Source organism: Stenotrophomonas mori (genome assembly GCF_023556335.1).
Classification (GTDB): Bacteria; Pseudomonadota; Gammaproteobacteria; order Xanthomonadales; family Xanthomonadaceae; genus Stenotrophomonas; species Stenotrophomonas mori.
This window is the reverse complement of record NZ_JAIKTS010000001.1, coordinates 804972-823423: the sequence shown is the minus strand read 5'-3', so window position 1 is coordinate 823423 and position 18452 is coordinate 804972. Positions and strand designations below refer to the sequence as shown.

Genomic DNA, 18452 nt, shown 5'->3' with positions numbered 1-18452 from the left:
CATGCGGGGGCGCCGGCGGCCGCACGCACGCGGCGTTCCGGCCGCGGCGCCGACCGGGATCAGCGGTAGACCGGATGCCGCCGGCACAGCGCCACCACCTGCTCGCGGACCCGGGCTGCGACCGGCGCGTGGCGGCCCTCGCCCAGCGCGTCGAGCACGTCGCATACCCACCCGGCCAACTGCCCGCACTCGACCACGCCGAAACCGCGCGTAGTCACCGCCGGCGTGCCCAGGCGCACGCCCGAGGTCACGAACGGCGAACGCGGATCGCCGGGAACGCTGTTCTTGTTGGTGGTGATGCCGGCATCGCTCAAGGCGGCATCGGCGTCCTTGCCGGTATAGGCGCGGTCGGACAGGTCGATGAGCATGAGGTGGTTGTCGGTGCCGCCGGAGACGATCCGGTAGCCGCGCCGCTGGATCAGCGTGGCCATCGCCCGGGCATTGGCCAGCACCTGCCGCTGGTAGCTGCGGAAGTCCGGCTGCAGGGCCTCCTTGAAGGCCACCGCCTTGGCCGCGATCACGTGCATCAGCGGACCGCCCTGGACACCGGGGAACACCGCGGCATCGAGCCTGCGGCAGAACTCCGCACTCTGTCCCTTGGCCAGGATCAGGCCGCCGCGCGGGCCGCGCAGGGTCTTGTGGGTGGTGCTGGTGACCACATGCGCATGCGGCAGCGGATCGGGGTACTCGCCGGCGGCGACCAGCCCGGCCACGTGCGCCATGTCCACCCAGAACAGCGCGCCGGCCTTGTCGGCGATGGCGCGCATGCGTGCCCAGTCCTTGTGCCGCGAATAGGCCGAGAAGCCGCCGATCAGCAGCTTCGGGCGCGTCTCCAGCGCGATGCGCTCCATCGCCTCGTAGTCGATCAGGCCGGTCGCCGGATCCAGCCCGTAGGGCACGATGCGATAGTGGCGGCCGGAGAAGTTGGCCGGGTTGCCATGGGTGAGATGGCCGCCCTGGGCCAGGTTCATGCCCATCACCGTATCGCCGGGCTCGGCCAGGGCCAGGAACACCGCGGCGTTGGCCTGGGCGCCCGCATGCGGCTGGACATTGGCGTAGTCGCAACCGAACAGCTGCCGGGCGCGTTCGATCGCCAGCCGCTCGGCGACATCGACGTTGTCGCAGCCGCTGTAGTAGCGGCGGCCGGGATAGCCCTCGGCGTACTTGTTGGTGAACACCGACTCCTGCACCGCGCGCACCTGGCGGCTGGCGTAGTTCTCGGAGGCGATCAGTTCGACATGGTCTTCCTGGCGGTCTTCTTCGGCACGGATCGCAGCGGCCAGTTCGGGATCGAAGCCGGCAAGGGGCGGTGGGGCGTCATGCATGGAGAACAGTCCTGGTACGAGAGGGGAAACGGGGCGCCGCATGGCGCGTGGCGGGCGGCACGGCGCGCTCAGGGCGCGCCCATGCCGGGCCAGTAGTGGCTGTCGGGAAGGTCGCGGGCGCCGAAGATGGCCTGGCCGACGCGGACCACCGTGGCGCCCTCCTCGATGGCGATCTCGAAGTCGCCGGACATGCCCATCGACAGGTCCTCCAGGCCGATGCCGTCCGGCGCCTCCTGGCGTAGCCGGTCGCGCAGCCCGCGCAGGCGCACGAAGCAGGCGCGCACCCGCTCGGCGTCCTCGGAGAACAGCGCCAGCGTCATCAGCCCGCGCACGCGCAGCGCGCCGAAGCGCGGCAGCTCGCGCACGAAGGCCGGCACGTCGGCCGGCGCCAGGCCGTACTTGCTGTCTTCTTCGGAGGTGTTGACCTGCACGAACACGTCCAGGCTGCGCCCTTCCAGCTGCAGGCGGCGGTCCAGGGTCTCGGCCAGGCGCAGGCTGTCCAGCGCCTGGAACTCGCTGGCGAAGCGCGCCACCAGCTTGGCCTTGTTGGTCTGCAGGTGGCCGATCACCGACCACTGCAGGTCGTCCAGGTCCTGCATCGCTTCCCACTTGTGGTGCGCTTCCTGCACCTTGTTCTCGCCGAGCAGCCGGCAACCGGCGGCGTGCGCGAGGCGCAGGCTGGCCTCGGGCTTGGTCTTGCTCACCGGCAGCAGGCGCACGCCGGCCGGGTCGCGGCCGGCACGCCGGCAGGCGGCGGCGATGCGCGCGTGCACCGTGGCCAGGTTGTGGCGGAAATCCTCCACGCTGGCGGCCTGCGGATAACGGCCGTGGCGGTCGTGGGCGGTACGGGTGGTCGTGGTCATGGTGCCTCCGCCGGGGTCGCCGGCTTGCGTGCGGTGGGGGCCCGCCGTTTCACCCGGCCCGGCAGGCGGCCATTGAGCAGCGCATGCGCCAGCAGCCCGATCAGCAGCCCCCAGAAGGCGCCGCCGATACCGAGCAGGGTGATGTTGGCGGCAGCGGCCAGGAAGGTGATCAGCGCCACCTCGCGGCCCGCCGCGTCGGCGGTCGCCGCGGCCAGGCTGGCGCCGAGGGTGCCCAGCAGCGCCAGGCCGGCCAGGGTCGCGATGAAGCCCGCCGGCAAGGCCATGAACAGCGCGGCCAGGGTCACGCCGAACACACCGACGAGCAGATAGGCCACGCCGGCGGCGATGCCCGCGATCCAGCGCTTGCCGGGGTCCTCGTGCGCCTCGCGCCCGGTGCAGATCGCCGCGGTGATCGCGGCGAGGTTGAAGCCGTGCGCCCCGAACGGTGCCATCAGCAGCGAGCCGAGCCCGGTGGTGGCGACGATCGGATTGGCGCTGGTGCGGAAGCCGTCATTGCGCAGGACCAGCATGCCGGGCATGTACTGCCCGGTCAGGGTGATCAGGAACAGCGGCAGCGCCACGCCCAGCATCGCGTTCAGGCTGAATGCCGGCGCGGTGAACACCGGCGTGGCCAGGCGCGGCTCCAGCACGGACAGGTCCACCCGCCCCTGCAGCAACAGCAGCCCCAGGCCCACCGCCAGCAGGCCGACCACCGCGTAGCGCGCGGTGTAGCGCTTGAACACCAGGTAGCTCAGGATCAGCGTGGCCGCCAGCAGCGGGTCCAGCGCCAGCCCGGCGAAGGCCCGGATCCCGAACGGCAGCAGGATCCCGGCCAGCAGGCCGGCAGCCACCCCCGGCGGCACCCGCCGGACCAGCCGCTCGAAGCCGCCCGAAAGGCCGAGCAGCGCGAACCCGGCGGCCGACAGCAGGAATGCGCCCACCGCTTCGGGCCACGGCGTGGTCGCCAGCGCGGTGACGAGGAAGGCCGCGGCCGGCGTGGACCAGGCGGTGATGATCGGCTCGCGGAACCGCCAGCTCAGCAGCAGCCCGGTGATGCCCACCCCGACGGAGATCGACCACACCCACGACGCGGTCAGCTCCGGCCCCAGCCCGGCCACCTTCGCGGCCTGGAAGACCAGGATGAAGGTCCCGCCGTAGTTGACGAGGACCGAGACCAGCCCGGCGACGATCGGCGGCGGCAGGTCGCGCAGGCGGAGTGCGGCGGCGGGGGGCGGGGACAACATGGACGGACGCAGGCTCCTGGCGATTGACGGGGGCGATCGGAAGGCTGTTTTATAGCCGGCAAATGGACTGATTTACCCCTCCACTTGACGCAGGAAGACCCCTCCATTTGTTCCGTCATGCCCAACTCGAATCGGTAAAGGCCTGGATCGGCGACCCTGCGCGCGCCGCGCTGCCGCTGCACGCCCGCATCCAGCGCGCCCTCCGCCAGCTGATCCTCGACGGCGCGATCGCGGCCGGCCAGCCGCTGCCGGCCTCGCGTGCCCTCGCCCGCTCGCTGGCGGTGTCCCGCGACACCGTGGAGATGGCCTACGGCCAGCTGCATGCGGAAGGCTTCATCGAACGCCGCGTGGGCAGCGGCAGCTTCGTGTCCGGGCAGGTGCAGCCGCGCCGCGGAACGCGCCGGGCGGCGCCACGGAACGCGCCGGCCCTGAGCCGGCGTGGCAATGCCCTGTTCAACGCCGGCGGCGTGCGCGACTTCATCGCGCCGCGCGCCTTCGCTCCGGGGCTGCCGGAGACCCGCAACTTCCCGCTGCAGACCTGGGAACGGCTGCAGCGCCAGGTGCTCAAGGAGCATGGCAGCCGCGCCCTGCTGCACAGCCCGGCACAGGGCATGGCCGCCCTGCGCCAGGCCATCGCCGACTACGTCAACCTGGAACGCGGCGCCCACGCCACGCCCGAGCGCGTGCTGGTGCTCACCAGTTCACAACAGGCGCTGGCGCTGTGCGCCACCGTGCTGCTCGACCCGGGCGAACGGATCTTCATCGAAGACCCCGCCTACCACGGCGCACGCCGCGCCTTCGATGCCGCCGGACTGGAGAGCGTGCCCATCGCGGTGGACGCCGACGGCCTGCGCGTGGACCGGTTGCAGGCGGCCACGCCGGCGGCACGCGCGGTGTTCCTGACCCCCTCGCACCAGTTCCCGACCGGCGCGACGCTGTCGCTGGAACGCCGCCTGGCCATCGTCGAGTGGGCACGGCGCCACGACGCCTGGATCATCGAGGACGACTACGACAGCGAGTTCCATTACGCCGGCAAGCCCACCGCCTGCGTGCAGGGCCTGGACCCGCACGAGCGCACGATCTACATCGGCACCTTCACCAAGTCGCTGTTTCCCGGCCTGCGGATCGGCTACATGGTGCTGCCCCCGGCGCTGGTGGCGCCGATGACGATGGCCCGCACGCTGCTGGACGGGCACAGCGCGCCGATCCCGCAGCTGACGCTGGCGCGCTTCATCGAGGGCGGCCATTTCGGCGCCCATGTCCGCGCCATGCGCACGCTCTACGGCGAACGCCGCGACCTGCTGGCACGGCTCGTCGACGACCATCTCGGCGACTGCCTGCGCCCGCAGGTGCCCGCAGGGGGCATGCAGATGCCCTGCCTGCTGGTGGCCGACCTTCCCGAGGCGCGGGCCGTGGACGCGGCCCGGCGCGCCGGCATCGACCTGCTGGGCCTGGGCGACCTGCATGCCGGGCCCGCGCAGGCCCCCGGCTTCCTGATGGGGTTCGCGGCGCATGCCCCGGACGAGCTGGAACGTGCGGTCCACGGGCTGGCCGGGGTCCTGCGGGCACTGCGGCGCTGAACGCGTCGGGGCCCGGAACGACAGACCCCCGCCATGCCGGCGGGGGTCTGGAAGGTGCGGCCGTGGAAGGCGGGAGGTGCGCGCTCAGTCGCCCTTGCCCACCTTGCGCACCTCGGCACTGCCCTCCGGGTTGCGCGGGTCGGTACCGCCGCTGAGGGTGTTGCTGCGGCGGTTCCATTCCACCGTCTGCAGGTTGCCCCAGACGTGGCTGGAACCGCGCCCGCCCTCGGCACTGTCGCCGGGCAGGTCGACCTTGTGGCCCATCGCCTGCAGCTGACGCGCGACCTCCGGGGTGAACGCGCCGCTTTCGGCGGAGATCTCGTCCGGGAGCCACTGGTGGTGGTAGCGCGGCAGGGCCGCGACCTGCTGCGCGTCCAGGCCGGCGTCGTAGCCGAGGATGCCCAGCAGCACCATGGTGATGATGCGGCTGCCCCCCGGGGTACCGATCACCACGACCTGGTCGTCCTTCTCCATGAAGGTCGGGGTCATCGAGCTGAGCATGCGCTTGCCCGGCTTGGGCGCGTTGGCCTCGTAGCCCATCACGCCGAAGGCGTTCGGGGTGCCGGGCTTGAGCGCGAAGTCATCCATCTCGTTGTTGAGCAGCACGCCGGTGCCGGCCGGGATGAAGCCCGAGCCGTACAGCAGGTTCACCGTCTGCGTGCCACCGACGCGGTTGCCTTCGTTGTCGATGATCGAGAAGTGCGTGGTCTCGTCGTCCTCCAGCGGCGTCGGGTTGCCCGACAGCAGGTCGCTCGGGGTGGCCTTCTCCGGATGGATGGTCGAACGCAGGCCCTGGGCGTAGTCGCGGCTGGTCAGCACCCGCTGCGGGATCTGCACGAAGTCCGGATCGCCGAGGAAGAAGGTGCGGTCGCGGTAGGCGCGGCGCATCGCCTCGACCACCACGTGGGTGCGGTGGGCGTCGTCCAGCTCGGCCAGGTCCCAGCCTTCCAGCACCTGCAGCATCGCCGCCAGGGCGATGCCGCCGGAGGACGGCGGCGGCGCGGTGGTGATCTTCCAGCCCCGGTAGTCGAACACGATCGGCTCGCGGCTCTTGACGGTGTAGCCGGCCAGCTCGTCGGCGGTCCACCGGCCGCCCTCGCGCTTCACGCCGGCCAGCAGCTTCTTGGCGGTCTCGCCGCGGTAGAAGCCGTCGAAGCCCTTGTCGGCCAGCAGCTGCAGGGTGTGCGCCAGCTCGGGCTGCTTGAAGATGTCGCCTTCGGCGATCGGGCGGCCATTGCGCATGTACACCTCGCGGGTGCCGGGATAGCGCTCCATCACCTCGCGCCGCGAGGCGTAGCCGCGGGCCATGCGCGGATAGACCGGGAAACCGTCGGTGGCGATGCGGATCGCCGGTGCCAGCGATTCGGACAGCGGCAGGCGGCCGTGCTCGCCGGCGACCTGCACCAGCATCGCCGGCAGCCCCGGGATGCCCGCCGACCACGGGCCGTTGACCGAGCGGTCGCGGTCCAGTTCGCCGTCCTTGTCCAGGAAGCGCTCGGGCGTGGCCGAGGCCGGCGAGGTCTCGCGCGCGTCCAGCATCACGTCCTTGCCGGTCCGGGCGTCGTGCAGCAGGAACAGCCCGCCGCCGCCCAGGCCGGAGCTGATCGGCTCGACCACGGCCAGCGTGGAGGACACCGCCACCGCGGCATCGAACGCGTTGCCGCCCTTGTCCAGGATCTCCATGCCCGCCTTGGTCGCCAGATCATGGCCGCTGGCGATCGCCGCGCCGTCGGGGTGCGCGGCCAGCGCCTGCGGCGGATCGGCCGCCCACGCGGCCGGTGCCAGCACCAGCGCATACAGAAGGAGGGAACGCGCGAATTGTTTCATGCCGTGGGGGTCTCCGGTTCGTACAGTTCGGGGTGGTCGCGCTGCAGCGCGTGAAGCTTGGCCAGCAACTGGTCGTGGCTCTCGGGGATGTCCGGGTCCGGGTCGATGCATTCGACCGGGCACACCACCACGCATTGCGGCTCGTCGAAATGGCCGACGCATTCGGTACAGCGCGCCGGGTCGATCACGTAGATCGTCTCACCCATCGCGATCGCCTGGTTCGGGCAGGCCGGTTCGCAGACGTCGCAGTTGACGCAAAGTTCGTTGATCTTGAGGGACATGGGACGGCTCCATGCCCGCACCTGCCGGTGCGGGGCCGCGGGCGCGCTGCGCCGTTGGCCCCGGGCGGGCCCCTCAGCGGGGCCGGCAGTGCCGGAGCGCGCGTCCTGCGCGCTGCCCCGGCCAGGCACGGGTCACTTGGCTTCGACGAAGACGTAGTCCGCGCCGGTGGGCTGCACGATGCTCTGCACGCGCGCGTTGTCCCCGGCATCGCCGATGTAGACCACGCGCACGCCCTTCATCGAGTCGGCCTCCACGTTCTTGAAGGCGCCCTCGATCAGGTCGGCCATCCGGCCCGAGGCCGACGAGCCGAAGGCCAGCATGTTGCCCGGCGACACGCCGCGGCCGATGGCGCCGGTGGCGGCTTCGGCCTGGCGCTCGTACTTGGCGTCGAACTCTTCGTCCGACTCCGGCGGCAGGTAGTACAGGAACGGGTTGTTGCTGATGTTGCCCATGTTCTGCACGGCCACCGCCTGCAGGTACTTGCGCCAGCCGGCGTCGTCGTCCTTGGCCGGGGCGACCAGCGCCTGCTGCGCTTCGGCGACCGGAGCGGCCTCCTGCTTGTTGCAGGCGGTGAAGCCCAGCACCATCGAAGCGGCCAGCATCACGCGCATCGTGTTCTTCATGGATCGTCTCCCTCTATGGGTTCGTTGCAGCTGTTGGGATGGGTCAGGCGCCCGCGCGGGACTGGCGGGCCTTGCGCAGCGCTTCCAGCACCGTGGCCGGTACGAAACCGGACACGTCGCCCCCGAGCCGGGCGATTTCGCGCACCAGCGAGGAGGAAATGAAGCTGTGCTGTTCGGACGGGGTCAGGAACAGGGTCTCGACCTCCGGGATCAGGTGGCGGTTCATGCTCGCCATCTGGAATTCGTATTCGAAATCGGACACCGCGCGCAGGCCACGCAGCAGCACCCCGCCATGCACCGAGCGCACGAAGTGCGCCAGCAGCGTGTCGAAGCCGACGACCTCGACGTTGGCATGCCGGGCCAATGCCTCGCGCGCCAGTTCCACGCGCAGTTCCAGCGGCAGGGTCGGCCCCTTGGAGGGGCTCTGCGCCACGCCCACCACGATCTTCTCGAACAGCGGCGCGGCCCGGTGCACCAGGTCGATGTGACCGTTGGTGATCGGGTCGAACGTGCCCGGATAGACGGCGATGCGGGGGCTGGAGGAAGTCATGCGGACGGAGTCGCGTTCAGGTCGTTGCCGAGTGTAGCAGCGGCACGCCGGTACAGGGCATAGCCGACCTCGCGGGTGGTGCCCTGGCGGTGCGGGCTCCAGCCCGGGAGCGCGAACGGCAATCCGCCGGCCGCCACCTCCAGGTACAGCCAGGCGTCGTCGGCCAGGTGCCGCGGCAGGCGCTGCAGCGCCTGGGTCCACAGCCCCGCGGCGAACGGCGGGTCGATGAACACGATGTCGGCGCCGAACGCCGGCGCGCGTTCCAGCCAGTGCAGCGCGTCGTCCGCCGCGACCTGCACCTGCGCGCCGGCCTGGAGCCGCGCCACCACCTCGCCCAGCGCCGCGGCCCGTGCCGGATCGCGCTCGACCAGTTGGGCCGTGGACGCGCCGCGCGATACCGCCTCCAGCCCCAGCGCGCCGCTGCCGGCGAACAGGTCCAGCACCCGCGCGCCGGGCAGCACCGGCATCAGCCAGTTGAACAGGGTTTCGCGTACCCGGTCGCCGGTCGGGCGCAGGCCGTCCAGCCGCGGCACCGGCAGCCGGGTGTTGCGCCAGCGCCCGCCGATGATGCGCACCTGCCCGTCCCCGCCGGCGGTGGGACGGGTCGACGGCATGGGCGGTCGCGGGGGACGGGACATGGGGGAAACCGGGGACGAGGACCCCGCATGATAAGCCGCGCCCTCCGCCGCCGGGACCGCCATGGCCTTGAAATCCGCGTCCGGGCCCATACCCGTTGGGCCATCGGCCGCTTTGCGCGGCGCCGGCAACCACGGAGCGAACCAGACGATGACCGCCGACAGCCACAAGGAAACCCGCGGTTTCCAGACCGAGGTGAAGCAGCTGCTGCACCTGATGATCCACTCGCTGTACTCGAACAAGGAGATCTTCCTGCGCGAGCTGGTCTCCAATGCCGCCGACGCCGCCGACAAGCTGCGCTTCGAGGCCCTGACCCGCCCGGACCTGCTGGAAGGCGACGGCGCCCTGCGGATCCGCATCGAGGCCGACCCGGCCGCGCGCACGCTGACCATCGACGACAACGGCATCGGCCTGAGCCGCGACGAAGCCGTCGCCCACCTGGGCACCATCGCCAAGTCCGGCACCGCCGACTTCCTGAAGAACCTGTCCGGGGACCAGAAGAAGGACGCCAACCTGATCGGCCAGTTCGGCGTGGGGTTCTATTCGGCCTTCATCGTCGCCGACCAGGTCGACGTGTACAGCCGCCGCGCCGGCCTGCCGGCCAGCGAGGGCGTGCACTGGTCCTCGCGCGGCGAAGGCGAGTTCGAGGTCGCAACCCTCGACAAGCCCGAGCGAGGTACCCGCATCGTGCTGCACCTCAAGGAAGGCGAGGAAGGCTTCACCGACGGCTGGACCCTGCGCGGCCTGGTGAAGAAGTATTCCGACCACATCGGCCTGCCGATCGAGCTGAAGAAGCAAGAACAGGGCGAGGAGCAGCCCGGGGCGCCCGAGTGGGAGGCGGTCAACAAGGCCAGCGCGCTGTGGACCCGCGCCAAGTCGGAGGTCGGCGATGAGGAGTACCGCGAGTTCTACAAGCACATCGCCCACGACGTCGCCGACCCGCTGGCCTGGAGCCACAACCGGGTCGAAGGCAAGCTGGACTACACCTCGCTGCTGTACACCCCCGGCCGCGCGCCGTTCGACCTGTACCACCGCGACGCCGCCAAGGGCCTGAAGCTGTATGTGCAGCGCGTCTTCATCATGGACCAGGCCGAACAGTTCCTGCCGCTGTACCTGCGCTTCATCAAGGGCGTGGTCGATTCCAGCGACCTGCCGCTGAACGTCTCGCGCGAGATCCTGCAGTCCGGCCCGGTGATCGACTCGATGAAGTCGGCGCTGACCAAGCGGTCGCTGGACATGCTGGAAAAGCTGGCCAGGGACACGCCGGAGGACTACCAGCGCTTCTGGCAGGCGTTCGGCCAGGTGCTCAAGGAAGGCCCGGCCGAAGACTTCAACAACCGCGAGAAGATCGCCGGCCTGCTGCGCTTCGCCTCCACCCACGGCGGCGGCGGCGAGCAGGACGTGGCGCTGGCCGACTATGTCGGCCGCATGGTCGAGGGCCAGGACAAGATCTACTACCTCACCGGCGAGAGCCACCTGCAGGTCAAGGACAGCCCGCACCTGGAGGTGTTCCGCAAGAAGGGCATCGAAGTGCTGCTGATGACCGACCGCATCGACGAGTGGCTGATGAACTACCTGCACGAGTTCGACGGCAAGTCGTTCGTGGACGTGGCCCGTGGCGACCTGGACCTGGGCACGCTGGACTCGGAGGAAGAGAAGCAGGCGCAGGAAGAGACCGCCAAGGCCAAGGAAGGACTGGCCGCGCGCATCAAGACCGCGCTGGGCGAGGACGTCGACGAGGTGCGGGTCTCGCACCGCCTGACCGACTCGCCGGCGATCCTGGCCATCGGCGAGCAGGACCTGGGCCTGCAGATGCGCCAGATCCTGGAGGCCAGCGGCCAGAAGGTGCCCGAGGCCAAGCCGGTGTTCGAGTTCAACCCCGGCCACCCGCTGATCGAGAAGCTCGATGCCGAGCCCGACATGGACCGTTTCAACGACCTGGCCCGCGTGCTGTTCGACCAGGCCGCACTGGCGGCCGGCGACGGCCTGAAGGACCCGGCGGCCTACGTGCGGCGGCTCAACAAGCTGCTGCTGGAACTGTCCGCCTGAGCCGCGCCCGGACCCCGGGCGTGGTGGACCGCGTCCGGGGCCCCGGGGCCCGCCTTCCCTCGCAGGCCGCCCCCGGGCGCGCCGCGCGCCGGCCCGCCCTTGCACGGCGGGCGGCGACGGTGCCGGTGGTAGCATGTGCACCTGCCCCTGTTCACTGTCTCCATGCTCAGTTTTTTCCGCCGCAAGAAAGCCCCGGACACCGCAACGCCGGCCAAGCCGCCGCAGTTCAGCGCCGAAGAACTGACCTCGGCCGTGCCCCCGCCCGAGGTGCAGGCCCCGGAATACCCGACGCCGTCCGGCGACCTCGACGACGCCGCAGCGGCGGCAGCGACCGCCGCCGATGACGCGACGGCCGGCACCGTGGCACTCCCCGCCGAACCGGCGGACGCCGGCGCCGTGCCTGCGGCCGCCGACAGCGACGCCGTGCTGATTCCCGCCAATGCCGCACCGGCCGCCGCGGCCGGCAAGTCCGGCTGGCGCGACCGCCTGCGCAACAGCGCCTTCGCACGCAGTTTCGGCGGTCTGTTCTCGCGCAACCCGCGCCTGGACGACGACCTGCTCGACGAGATCGAGACCGCGCTGCTCACCGCCGACGTCGGCGTGCCCGCCACCACCGCCCTGGTCGAGGACCTGCGCAAGCGCATGAAGGCGCGCGAGTTCGCCGACGCCCGGGCACTGCTGGCGGCGCTGCGCGCCGACCTGGTCGCGCTGCTGCAGCCGGTCGCCCGGCCGCTGCTCATCGATGGCGACGCCAAGCCCTTCGTGATCCTCACCGTCGGCGTCAACGGCGTCGGCAAGACCACCACCATCGGCAAGCTGGCCAAGCGCTTCAAGGAACAGGGCCACAGCCTGATGCTGGCTGCCGGCGACACGTTCCGCGCCGCCGCGGTGGCGCAGCTGCAGGTCTGGGGCGAACGCAACGGCGTGACCGTGGTCGCCCAGGGGCAGAATGCCGATGCCGCCTCGGTCGCCTTCGACGCACTGCAGGCCGGCAAGGCCCGCGGCACCTCGGTCCTGATCGCCGACACCGCCGGGCGCCTGCATACCCAGGCCGGCCTGATGAACGAGCTCGGCAAGATCCGCCGCGTGCTCGGCAAGCTCGATCCGGCCGCACCGCACGAGGTGCTGATGGTGATCGACGGCACCACTGGACAGAACGCGCTGAGCCAGCTGCGCCAGTTCCACGCCACCGCCGGCGTCACCGGCCTAGTGGTGACCAAGCTCGACGGCACCGCCAAGGGCGGGGTCGTGTTCGCGCTGGCCCGCGAGTTCGGCATTCCGATCCGCTTCGCCGGGATCGGCGAACGCCCGGAGGACCTGCGCGTGTTCGATCCGGAGGCCTTCGTCGATGCCCTGCTGCCCGAAGCACTGGGCGGCTGACCGATGGGCGGCGCCACCGCCGTCCGCGAACGCACCGCCGACTGGCCGCGCGCCCCGCTGCGCGCCGTCGCCCGTCCGGCTCCTCCCCTGCTCCGGCGCACCGCGGAGGAGCGGCCTGCCGACGTCACCACAGCGCTCTCCCGGGCCCCGGGGTGACGCCCCCGCCCCACCGGGGCGCCCTCACCCCCGGTGAGAAGAGACCGCCAGCCGCCGCGCGCCATGTCCGACTTTCCCACCCAGCTGCTCGCCTGGTTCGACCGCCACGGCCGCCACGACTTGCCCTGGCAGCACCCGCGCTCGCCCTACCGGGTGTGGCTGTCGGAGATCATGCTGCAGCAGACCCAGGTCGCCACGGTCATTCCCTATTTCCAGCGGTTCACGCAGGCCTTCCCGACCCTGCCCGACCTGGCGGCGGCCGACAATGACACCCTGATGGCGCACTGGGCCGGCCTGGGTTACTACGCCCGCGCGCGCAACCTGCATGCCGCGGCCCGCCAGTGCGTCCAGCAGCATGGCGGCGAGCTGCCGTGCGACTTCGACGCACTGCTGGCGCTGCCGGGCATCGGCCGCAGCACCGCCGGCGCGATCCTCAGCCAGGCCTGGAACGCGTCCTTCCCGATCCTCGACGGCAACGTCAAGCGCGTGCTTGCGCGCTTCCACGGCATCGCCGGCTTCCCCGGCCTGCCGGTGGCCGAGAAGCGCATGTGGGCGCTGGCGGCCGCGCATGTCGCCGGAGTACCGCCCGCGCGCATGGCCGACTGGACCCAGGCGCAGATGGACTTCGGCGCCACCCTGTGCACCCGCGCCCGTCCCGCCTGCGACCAGTGCCCGGTACACGGGGACTGCGTCGCGCACGCGCAGGCGCGGGTCGACCAGCTGCCCACGCCCAAGCCGCGCAGGACGCTGCCGGAACGCGAAGCCAGTGCCCTGCTGCTGCAGGACCACGACGGCCGCATCCTGCTGCAGAAGCGCCCCCCGCGCGGCATCTGGGCATCGCTGTGGACCCTGCCGCAGGCCGACACCGATGCCGGCCTGCGCGCCTGGTTCGCCGACACCATCGAGGGCGACTACGAACGCGCCGAGGAACGGGCGGTGATCGTGCACACCTTCAGCCATTACCGCCTGCACCTGCGCCCGCTGCACCTGCGCAAGGTCGCCCTGCGGGCGGCGGTGGGCGACAATGGCGACCTGCGCTGGGTGGCTGCCGACGAACTGCCGGCCCTTGGCCTCCCCGCGCCCATCCGCAAATTTCTCGAGCGCCTCCCGGCGCCCTGATTGGACAGGATCCTGCCATGCCCCGCTCCGTCTTCTGCCAGTACGAACAACGCGACACCGAAGGCCTGGACTTCGTGCCCTACCCCGGCGACCTCGGCCAGCGCATCTTCGCCAACGTCGGCAAGCAGGCCTGGGCCGCATGGCTGGCGCACCAGACCATGCTGATCAACGAGAACCGGCTGTCACCGCGCGATCCGCAACACCGCGCGTTCCTCGAAGAGCAACTGGTCAAGTTCCTGTTCTCCGGCGATGCCGAGAAGCCGGCCGGCTACGTCGCCCCCGAGGCCTGAAACCCGGCCGCAGGCCCGCCAGCGCCGGGCCATGCCCGGCCCCGGGGTCTAGCCGAACGCGGCTCCGCGCTGCCCCCTGTAGAGCCGGGCCGTGCCCGGCCGGGCCTTGCCGGTACCGCCCAGCGGAGCATGGCTCCGCTCTACAACCGGTCGCGCTGGCCTTGCCCGGCTGGGCCTCCCCGATACCGCCCAGCGGAGCATGGCTCCGCTCTGCAAGCGGTCGTGCCGGACCATGCCCGGCCGGGTACCGCCCAGCGGCGCGCGGCTCCGCCCTGCCCCTCCTGTAGAGCCGGGCCGTGCCCGGCTGGGCCTTGCCGGTACCGTGCAGCGGAGCATGGCTCCGCTCTACAACCGGGCGTGCCGGGCCGGGCACGGCCTGGTACGCGGCTCCGGGGTACGTCTGCGGCGCCCGTTACGGTTCGTCGCCGGCCTGGTCGGCGGCACGCTCGGCAATCTTGGCCTCGCGCAGCTCCTTCTCCGATGCCCGCAGCGCCTTCACGTCAAGCGGCTGGATGCTGTCGATCCGGCAGGGTACCTGGCCGACGGGGCCGCCGCCGAGCACGATCACCCGGTCGAACCGGGCCGACACCCGGCCCATCATGTTGGTCACGCTGATCGCCGGTGCATAGGACAGGTCCATGCAGGGGCCGCTCAGGTTCAGCAGCCAGGCTTCGCTGGGCCGGGTCCAGACCGCCAGGGCGCTGTCGCCCAGTTCGGTCCAGCCATGCAGCGAACCGAAATACTGGAAGTCCTTGACCGGTTCGCCCGCATGCGCGCGGTACAGGGTCAAGCGTTCCCCGCTGCTCAGCTTGCCGGCGGTGGCGCAGCCTCCCAGCAACGCGGCGGCCATCAGTGCGAACAGTGTCTTCTTCATGGCACCCATCCTTTCCAGGGGAAAACCTCGGCGCCGCGGCGCCCCGGGGCCATCATCCGCCGGCCGCGCATGCCAGGGAAGCCGGGGGACGACGCCGTTCAGCCACGGTGCCGGAATCAGACGTCGGCGTGCGCCAGCGGGTGCAGGCGCGCTTCGCGCAGCTCCAGCACACGGTCCAGCCTGCGGGCCAGGCTGCGGTCGTGGGTCACCAGCACCAGGCTGGTCCGGTGCGCGCGGTTCAACTCCAGCATCAGCTCGAACACCGTCGCCGCGGTCTTGTCGTCCAGGTTGCCGGTGGGTTCGTCCCCGAGCACGCAGCCCGGCTGGTTCACCAGCGCCCGCGCCACCGCCGCACGCTGGCGCTCGCCACCGGACAGTTCGCTCGGCTTGTGTTCCAGCCGGTGCCCCAGCCCGACCGACTCGAGCAGGGCCCGGGCGCGTTCGGCCGCGGCGTCCACGCTGGCGCCGCCGAGCACCACCGGCATCAGCACGTTCTCCAGCGCGGTGAACTCCGGCAGCAGGTGATGGAACTGGTAGACGAAGCCCAGCGCCCGGTTGCGCAGGCGGCCGCGCTCGCCGTCGGACAGCGCCGACATGCGCCGGCCGGCCACGTAGACCTCTCCGGCGGTGGGCACGTCCAGCCCGCCCAGCAGGTGCAGCAGCGTGCTCTTGCCGGCACCGGAGGCACCGACGATGGCGACCGTCTCGCCCGCGGCCACGTCCAGTTCAAGGCCATCGAACACCGGCGTGCGCATGCGCCCTTCGGCATAGGTCTTGGCCAGGCCTTCGGCGCGGATCACCGAGTCCATGCGTGCGTCCTCACTCATAGCGCAGTGCCTCCGCCGGCTGCGTGCGCGCCGCGCGCCAGGCCGGGTACAGCGTTGCCAGGAAACTCATCAACAACGCCACCAGCACGGTCGCGGTCACGTCGCTGGCCTGCATGTCGGTGGGCAGCCCGGTGATGTAGTAGACGTCCGGCGGCAGCAGGGTGACGTTGAACAGCCGTTCGATGCCGTCCAGGATCCGCTCCAGGTTCCAGGTCAGGGTGACGCCGCTGACGAAGCCGAGCAGCGTGCCGATGATCCCGATCAGGGTGCCCTGCACCATGAACACCTGCATCACCCCGCCGGGCGTCAGCCCCAGGGTGCGCAGGATGGCGATGTCGGCCTGCTTGTCGGTGACCAGCATCACCTGCGAGTTCACCAGGGTGAAGGCGCCCATCAGGATGATCAGCGACAGCAGGATGCCCATCACCGTCTTCTCCATGCGCAGGGAGTGGTAGAGGTTGGCGTTGTCCTGGGTCCAGTCGCTGACCCGGTAGTAGCCGCCGTCCAGGTTCAGGGCCAGGTCGCGCGCCACGCCGTAGGCCTGGTCCATGTCGTGCAGCTTGAGCCGTACCCCGGTCACGCCGTCGACCCGCAGCACCCGTTCCAGGTCGCGCATGTTGACGAAGGCCACGCCGCGGTCGACCTCGTTGGAGCCCGCTTCGAAGATGCCGCTGACCTTGAAGCGCTTGGTGCGCGCCATCGCGCCGACCGGGGTGCCCTGGATCTCGGCCAGCGTGGCCACCACGCTGTCACCCACGTCCACGCCCAGCCACAGCGCCAGCTCCTTGCCGAGCAGGATGTTGAACTCCCCCGGTTGCAGGCTGTCCAGCGTACCCCGCTGCATCTTCTCGCCGAGCACCGACACCTTCGGCTCCAGCGCCGGATCGACGCCCTGCACGATCGCGCCCTGCACCCGCGGCCCGGCGAGCATGCCCTGGATCTCGATGTAGGGCGCGGCGCCTGCCACCCGCGGGTCGCGCATCGCCACGTCCACGGCATGCTGCCAGTCGGTCATCGGCGCGCCTTCGGCGCTGACCGTGGCATGCGCCGACATCTGCAGCAGCCGGTCGCGGATCTCCTTTTGGAAGCCGCTCATCACCGCCAGCGTGGTGATCAGCACCGTGACCCCGAGCGCGATGCCCAGGATCGAGGCCATGGAGATGAAGGAGATGAAGCCGTTGCGGCGCTTGGCCCGCAGGTAACGCAATCCGATGGCGACAGGTAAGGGTCTGAACATGCGCGTGTGCCGGTGAAGTCGCGCCATGGTGCCATCCCCGCGCGTCATGGGGAAACATGCCGGGCGCGCAGGGCCAGTCGCAGTTCACGTCGCCGGGCGCGCGGCAGCGTATCCGGCCAGAACAGCAGTTGCCCGCGGCGGCCGTCGCGGCGCCACCGCAGGACCACCAGCGGGCCGCGTTCCAGCAGCTGCAGCGCCCCCACCGCCATGCCGTCGACCTCGACCGGCGCCGGTGGCGCCGGCAGCAGCAGCGTGCGCGGCCGCCGCCGCCCCTCGCGCCGCGCCTGCACCAGGCCCCAGGCGGCCGCCAACGTGGCCGCGCCCCAAGCGCCGCGGCGATCCTCCAGCCCGCAGTTCAGCAGCGCCAGCGCGGCGAACGCACCCAGCAGCAGCAAGGCGGCGGCCAGCCAGCGCGAAGGACGCCACTCACAGCGGAAGGGTGCGGATGTACTCCAGCAGTGCGGCCTGCGGTGCATCCGGACAGGTCTCGTAGCCCATGGACCAGCGCCACAGCTTGTCGTCTTCGGTTTCAATCAGCTGCAGGAAAACCGCGCGCTCCGCCGTCGGCGCCTGCCGCCAGCGCTGGTCAAGGTAACGACCGAACAGCTGGTCCAGTTCGCGCATGCCGCGCCGGCAGCGCCAGCGCAGCTTCTTCAGCTCGATCTCGTCTTCAGGAGTCATCGCTCACCTGCCGGTGCCGCGGCCGATGCGCGGCGGAAACGGAGACGGCACCGACCCGAAGGACCGGTGCCGCCCTGACCGCGATGCCGGGGCATCGCGGGAAACCCGCGCCTCAGGCGCGGCGCGCCATCATCAGCTTCTTGATCTCGGCGATCGCCAGCGCCGGGTTCAGCCCCTTCGGGCAGGTCCGGGCGCAGTTCATGATGGTGTGGCAACGGTACAGCTTGAACGGATCTTCCAGGTCGTCCAGGCGCGCACCGGTGTCCTCGTCGCGCGAATCGATGATCCAGCGATAGGCCTGCAACAGGATCGCCGGGCCCAAGTAGCGCTCGCCGTTCCACCAGTAGCTCGGGCACGAGGTCGAGCAGCAGGCGCACAGGATGCACTCGTAGAGGCCGTCGAGCTTCTTGCGGTCTTCCGGCGACTGCAGGCGTTCGCGGTCCGACGGCGCCGGGGTCTGGGTGCGGATCCACGGCTTGATCGACGCGTACTGCGCGTAGAAGTGGGTCAGGTCCGGCACCAGGTCCTTGACCACCTCCATGTGCGGCAACGGGTAGATCGGCACCTCGGCCTTGGCGCAATCGCTGATCGCGCGGGTACAGGCCAGGGTGTTGGTGCCGTCGATGTTCATCGCGCACGAACCGCAGATGCCCTCGCGGCAGGAGCGGCGGAAGGTCAGCGTCGGGTCGACCTCGTTCTTGATCTTGATCAGCGCGTCCAGGACCATCGGGCCGCACGCGTCGAGGTCGACCTCGTAGGTGTCGGTCCGCGGGTTCTGGTCGTCGTCCGGACTCCAGCGGTAGATCTTGAACGTGCGCACGTTCTTGCCGCCGCCCTGGACGGGGAAGTGCTTGCCCTGGGTGATCCGGGAGTTCTTAGGAAGTGCAAATTCAGCCATGTTCGTAGGTT

Annotated in this window: 19 protein-coding genes; 5 read left to right on the top strand and 14 right to left on the bottom strand. The window is 70.9% G+C overall.

What is annotated here, in order from left to right; all coding sequences use genetic code 11:
* Positions 1-59 precede the first annotated feature (59 nt).
* The 3 genes from glyA to K5L01_RS03625 all read right to left on the bottom strand — a co-directional run bounded on the left by glyA (position 60) and on the right by K5L01_RS03625 (position 3432).
* Positions 60-1325: a serine hydroxymethyltransferase gene (gene glyA / locus K5L01_RS03635; RefSeq protein WP_250062025.1), complete on the bottom strand. Its 1266-nt coding sequence runs from the start codon at positions 1323-1325 to the stop codon at positions 60-62.
* Between the two features lie 68 nt (positions 1326-1393).
* Entirely contained in the window at positions 1394-2188 is a 795-nt protein-coding gene (locus K5L01_RS03630; protein WP_250062023.1) for a YggS family pyridoxal phosphate-dependent enzyme, read from the bottom strand.
* Positions 2185-3432 (bottom strand): benzoate/H(+) symporter BenE family transporter, encoded by a 1248-nt coding sequence (locus K5L01_RS03625; protein WP_250062022.1) that lies wholly within the window; start codon positions 3430-3432, stop codon positions 2185-2187. The genes K5L01_RS03630 and K5L01_RS03625 overlap by 4 nt, the downstream gene beginning before the upstream one ends.
* Positions 3433-3539: 107 nt before the next feature.
* Between K5L01_RS03625 and pdxR the strand changes: the two genes are divergently transcribed.
* Complete coding sequence (gene pdxR, locus K5L01_RS03620) at positions 3540-5012, top strand: MocR-like pyridoxine biosynthesis transcription factor PdxR (RefSeq protein ID WP_250062021.1); 1473 nt, start codon at positions 3540-3542, stop codon at positions 5010-5012.
* Positions 5013-5096: 84 nt separating this feature from the next.
* On the opposite strand, the gene ggt is transcribed toward pdxR, so the two are convergent.
* The 5 genes from ggt to rsmD all read right to left on the bottom strand — a co-directional run bounded on the left by ggt (position 5097) and on the right by rsmD (position 8932).
* On the bottom strand, positions 5097-6839 hold the full coding sequence (ggt, locus tag K5L01_RS03615; protein ID WP_250062020.1) for a gamma-glutamyltransferase: 1743 nt from the start codon (positions 6837-6839) through the stop codon (positions 5097-5099).
* Positions 6836-7120, bottom strand: a complete 285-nt coding sequence (locus K5L01_RS03610; RefSeq protein ID WP_250062019.1) for a YfhL family 4Fe-4S dicluster ferredoxin — start codon at positions 7118-7120, stop codon at positions 6836-6838. The genes ggt and K5L01_RS03610 overlap by 4 nt, the downstream gene beginning before the upstream one ends.
* A 132-nt stretch (positions 7121-7252) precedes the next feature.
* The gene (locus K5L01_RS03605) at positions 7253-7744 is read right to left on the bottom strand and encodes a hypothetical protein (protein WP_250062018.1); all 492 of its coding nucleotides are present in this window, start codon (positions 7742-7744) and stop codon (positions 7253-7255) included.
* A gap of 43 nt (positions 7745-7787) precedes the next feature.
* Positions 7788-8294 (bottom strand): pantetheine-phosphate adenylyltransferase, encoded by a 507-nt coding sequence (gene coaD, locus K5L01_RS03600; RefSeq protein ID WP_250062017.1) that lies wholly within the window; start codon positions 8292-8294, stop codon positions 7788-7790.
* A complete protein-coding gene (gene rsmD, locus K5L01_RS03595; protein ID WP_250062016.1) occupies positions 8291-8932 on the bottom strand; it encodes a 16S rRNA (guanine(966)-N(2))-methyltransferase RsmD in 642 nt (213 codons plus the stop codon). Before rsmD ends, coaD begins: the two co-directional genes overlap by 4 nt.
* Before the next feature lie 148 nt (positions 8933-9080).
* Here rsmD and htpG point away from each other — a divergent pair, with 148 nt between their 5' ends.
* The 4 genes from htpG to K5L01_RS03575 all read left to right on the top strand — a co-directional run bounded on the left by htpG (position 9081) and on the right by K5L01_RS03575 (position 13924).
* Entirely contained in the window at positions 9081-10979 is a 1899-nt protein-coding gene (htpG, locus tag K5L01_RS03590; RefSeq protein WP_250062014.1) for a molecular chaperone HtpG, read from the top strand.
* A gap of 162 nt (positions 10980-11141) precedes the next feature.
* Complete coding sequence (ftsY, locus tag K5L01_RS03585) at positions 11142-12359, top strand: signal recognition particle-docking protein FtsY (RefSeq protein WP_250062012.1); 1218 nt, start codon at positions 11142-11144, stop codon at positions 12357-12359.
* A 219-nt stretch (positions 12360-12578) separates the two neighbouring features.
* Entirely contained in the window at positions 12579-13634 is a 1056-nt protein-coding gene (mutY, locus tag K5L01_RS03580; protein ID WP_250062009.1) for an A/G-specific adenine glycosylase, read from the top strand.
* A 17-nt stretch (positions 13635-13651) separates the two neighbouring features.
* Entirely contained in the window at positions 13652-13924 is a 273-nt protein-coding gene (locus K5L01_RS03575; protein WP_250062008.1) for an oxidative damage protection protein, read from the top strand.
* Between the two features lie 412 nt (positions 13925-14336).
* Here K5L01_RS03575 and K5L01_RS03570 read toward each other — a convergent pair whose 3' ends face one another.
* The 6 genes from K5L01_RS03570 to K5L01_RS03545 all read right to left on the bottom strand — a co-directional run bounded on the left by K5L01_RS03570 (position 14337) and on the right by K5L01_RS03545 (position 18441).
* Entirely contained in the window at positions 14337-14798 is a 462-nt protein-coding gene (locus tag K5L01_RS03570; protein ID WP_250062006.1) for a DUF6491 family protein, read from the bottom strand.
* A 116-nt stretch (positions 14799-14914) separates the two neighbouring features.
* Entirely contained in the window at positions 14915-15625 is a 711-nt protein-coding gene (lolD, locus tag K5L01_RS03565) for a lipoprotein-releasing ABC transporter ATP-binding protein LolD (protein WP_250062004.1), read from the bottom strand.
* Complete coding sequence (locus K5L01_RS03560; protein WP_250062002.1) at positions 15618-16862, bottom strand: lipoprotein-releasing ABC transporter permease subunit; 1245 nt, start codon at positions 16860-16862, stop codon at positions 15618-15620. Before K5L01_RS03560 ends, lolD begins: the two co-directional genes overlap by 8 nt.
* Positions 16863-16906: 44 nt before the next feature.
* On the bottom strand, positions 16907-17257 hold the full coding sequence (locus tag K5L01_RS03555) for a hypothetical protein (protein WP_250062001.1): 351 nt from the start codon (positions 17255-17257) through the stop codon (positions 16907-16909).
* A 31-nt stretch (positions 17258-17288) separates the two neighbouring features.
* The gene (locus tag K5L01_RS03550) at positions 17289-17543 is read right to left on the bottom strand and encodes an FAD assembly factor SdhE (protein WP_250061999.1); all 255 of its coding nucleotides are present in this window, start codon (positions 17541-17543) and stop codon (positions 17289-17291) included.
* A 112-nt stretch (positions 17544-17655) separates the two neighbouring features.
* A complete protein-coding gene (locus tag K5L01_RS03545) occupies positions 17656-18441 on the bottom strand; it encodes a succinate dehydrogenase iron-sulfur subunit (protein WP_250061997.1) in 786 nt (261 codons plus the stop codon).
* Between the last annotated feature and the right edge of the window lie 11 nt (positions 18442-18452).

Excerpts from the sequence above, each read along its gene's own strand:
- coaD (WP_250062017.1), bottom strand. The coding sequence starts at position 8,294 with ATGACTTCCTCCAGCCCCCGCATCGCCGTCTATCCGGGCACGTTCGAC.
- K5L01_RS03545 (WP_250061997.1), bottom strand. The coding sequence starts at position 18,441 with ATGGCTGAATTTGCACTTCCTAAGAACTCCCGGATCACCCAGGGCAAG.
- K5L01_RS03605 (WP_250062018.1), bottom strand. The coding sequence starts at position 7,744 with ATGAAGAACACGATGCGCGTGATGCTGGCCGCTTCGATGGTGCTGGGC.
- K5L01_RS03560 (WP_250062002.1), bottom strand. The coding sequence starts at position 16,862 with ATGTTCAGACCCTTACCTGTCGCCATCGGATTGCGTTACCTGCGGGCC.
- K5L01_RS03625 (WP_250062022.1), bottom strand. The coding sequence starts at position 3,432 with ATGTTGTCCCCGCCCCCCGCCGCCGCACTCCGCCTGCGCGACCTGCCG.
- K5L01_RS03610 (WP_250062019.1), bottom strand. The coding sequence starts at position 7,120 with ATGTCCCTCAAGATCAACGAACTTTGCGTCAACTGCGACGTCTGCGAA.
- K5L01_RS03630 (WP_250062023.1), bottom strand. The coding sequence starts at position 2,188 with ATGACCACGACCACCCGTACCGCCCACGACCGCCACGGCCGTTATCCG.
- htpG (WP_250062014.1), top strand. The coding sequence starts at position 9,081 with ATGACCGCCGACAGCCACAAGGAAACCCGCGGTTTCCAGACCGAGGTG.
- K5L01_RS03550 (WP_250061999.1), bottom strand. The coding sequence starts at position 17,543 with ATGACTCCTGAAGACGAGATCGAGCTGAAGAAGCTGCGCTGGCGCTGC.
- K5L01_RS03570 (WP_250062006.1), bottom strand. The coding sequence starts at position 14,798 with ATGAAGAAGACACTGTTCGCACTGATGGCCGCCGCGTTGCTGGGAGGC.
- glyA (WP_250062025.1), bottom strand. The coding sequence starts at position 1,325 with ATGCATGACGCCCCACCGCCCCTTGCCGGCTTCGATCCCGAACTGGCC.
- rsmD (WP_250062016.1), bottom strand. The coding sequence starts at position 8,932 with ATGTCCCGTCCCCCGCGACCGCCCATGCCGTCGACCCGTCCCACCGCC.
- ftsY (WP_250062012.1), top strand. The coding sequence starts at position 11,142 with ATGCTCAGTTTTTTCCGCCGCAAGAAAGCCCCGGACACCGCAACGCCG.
- mutY (WP_250062009.1), top strand. The coding sequence starts at position 12,579 with ATGTCCGACTTTCCCACCCAGCTGCTCGCCTGGTTCGACCGCCACGGC.
- ggt (WP_250062020.1), bottom strand. The coding sequence starts at position 6,839 with ATGAAACAATTCGCGCGTTCCCTCCTTCTGTATGCGCTGGTGCTGGCA.
- K5L01_RS03575 (WP_250062008.1), top strand. The coding sequence starts at position 13,652 with ATGCCCCGCTCCGTCTTCTGCCAGTACGAACAACGCGACACCGAAGGC.
- lolD (WP_250062004.1), bottom strand. The coding sequence starts at position 15,625 with ATGAGTGAGGACGCACGCATGGACTCGGTGATCCGCGCCGAAGGCCTG.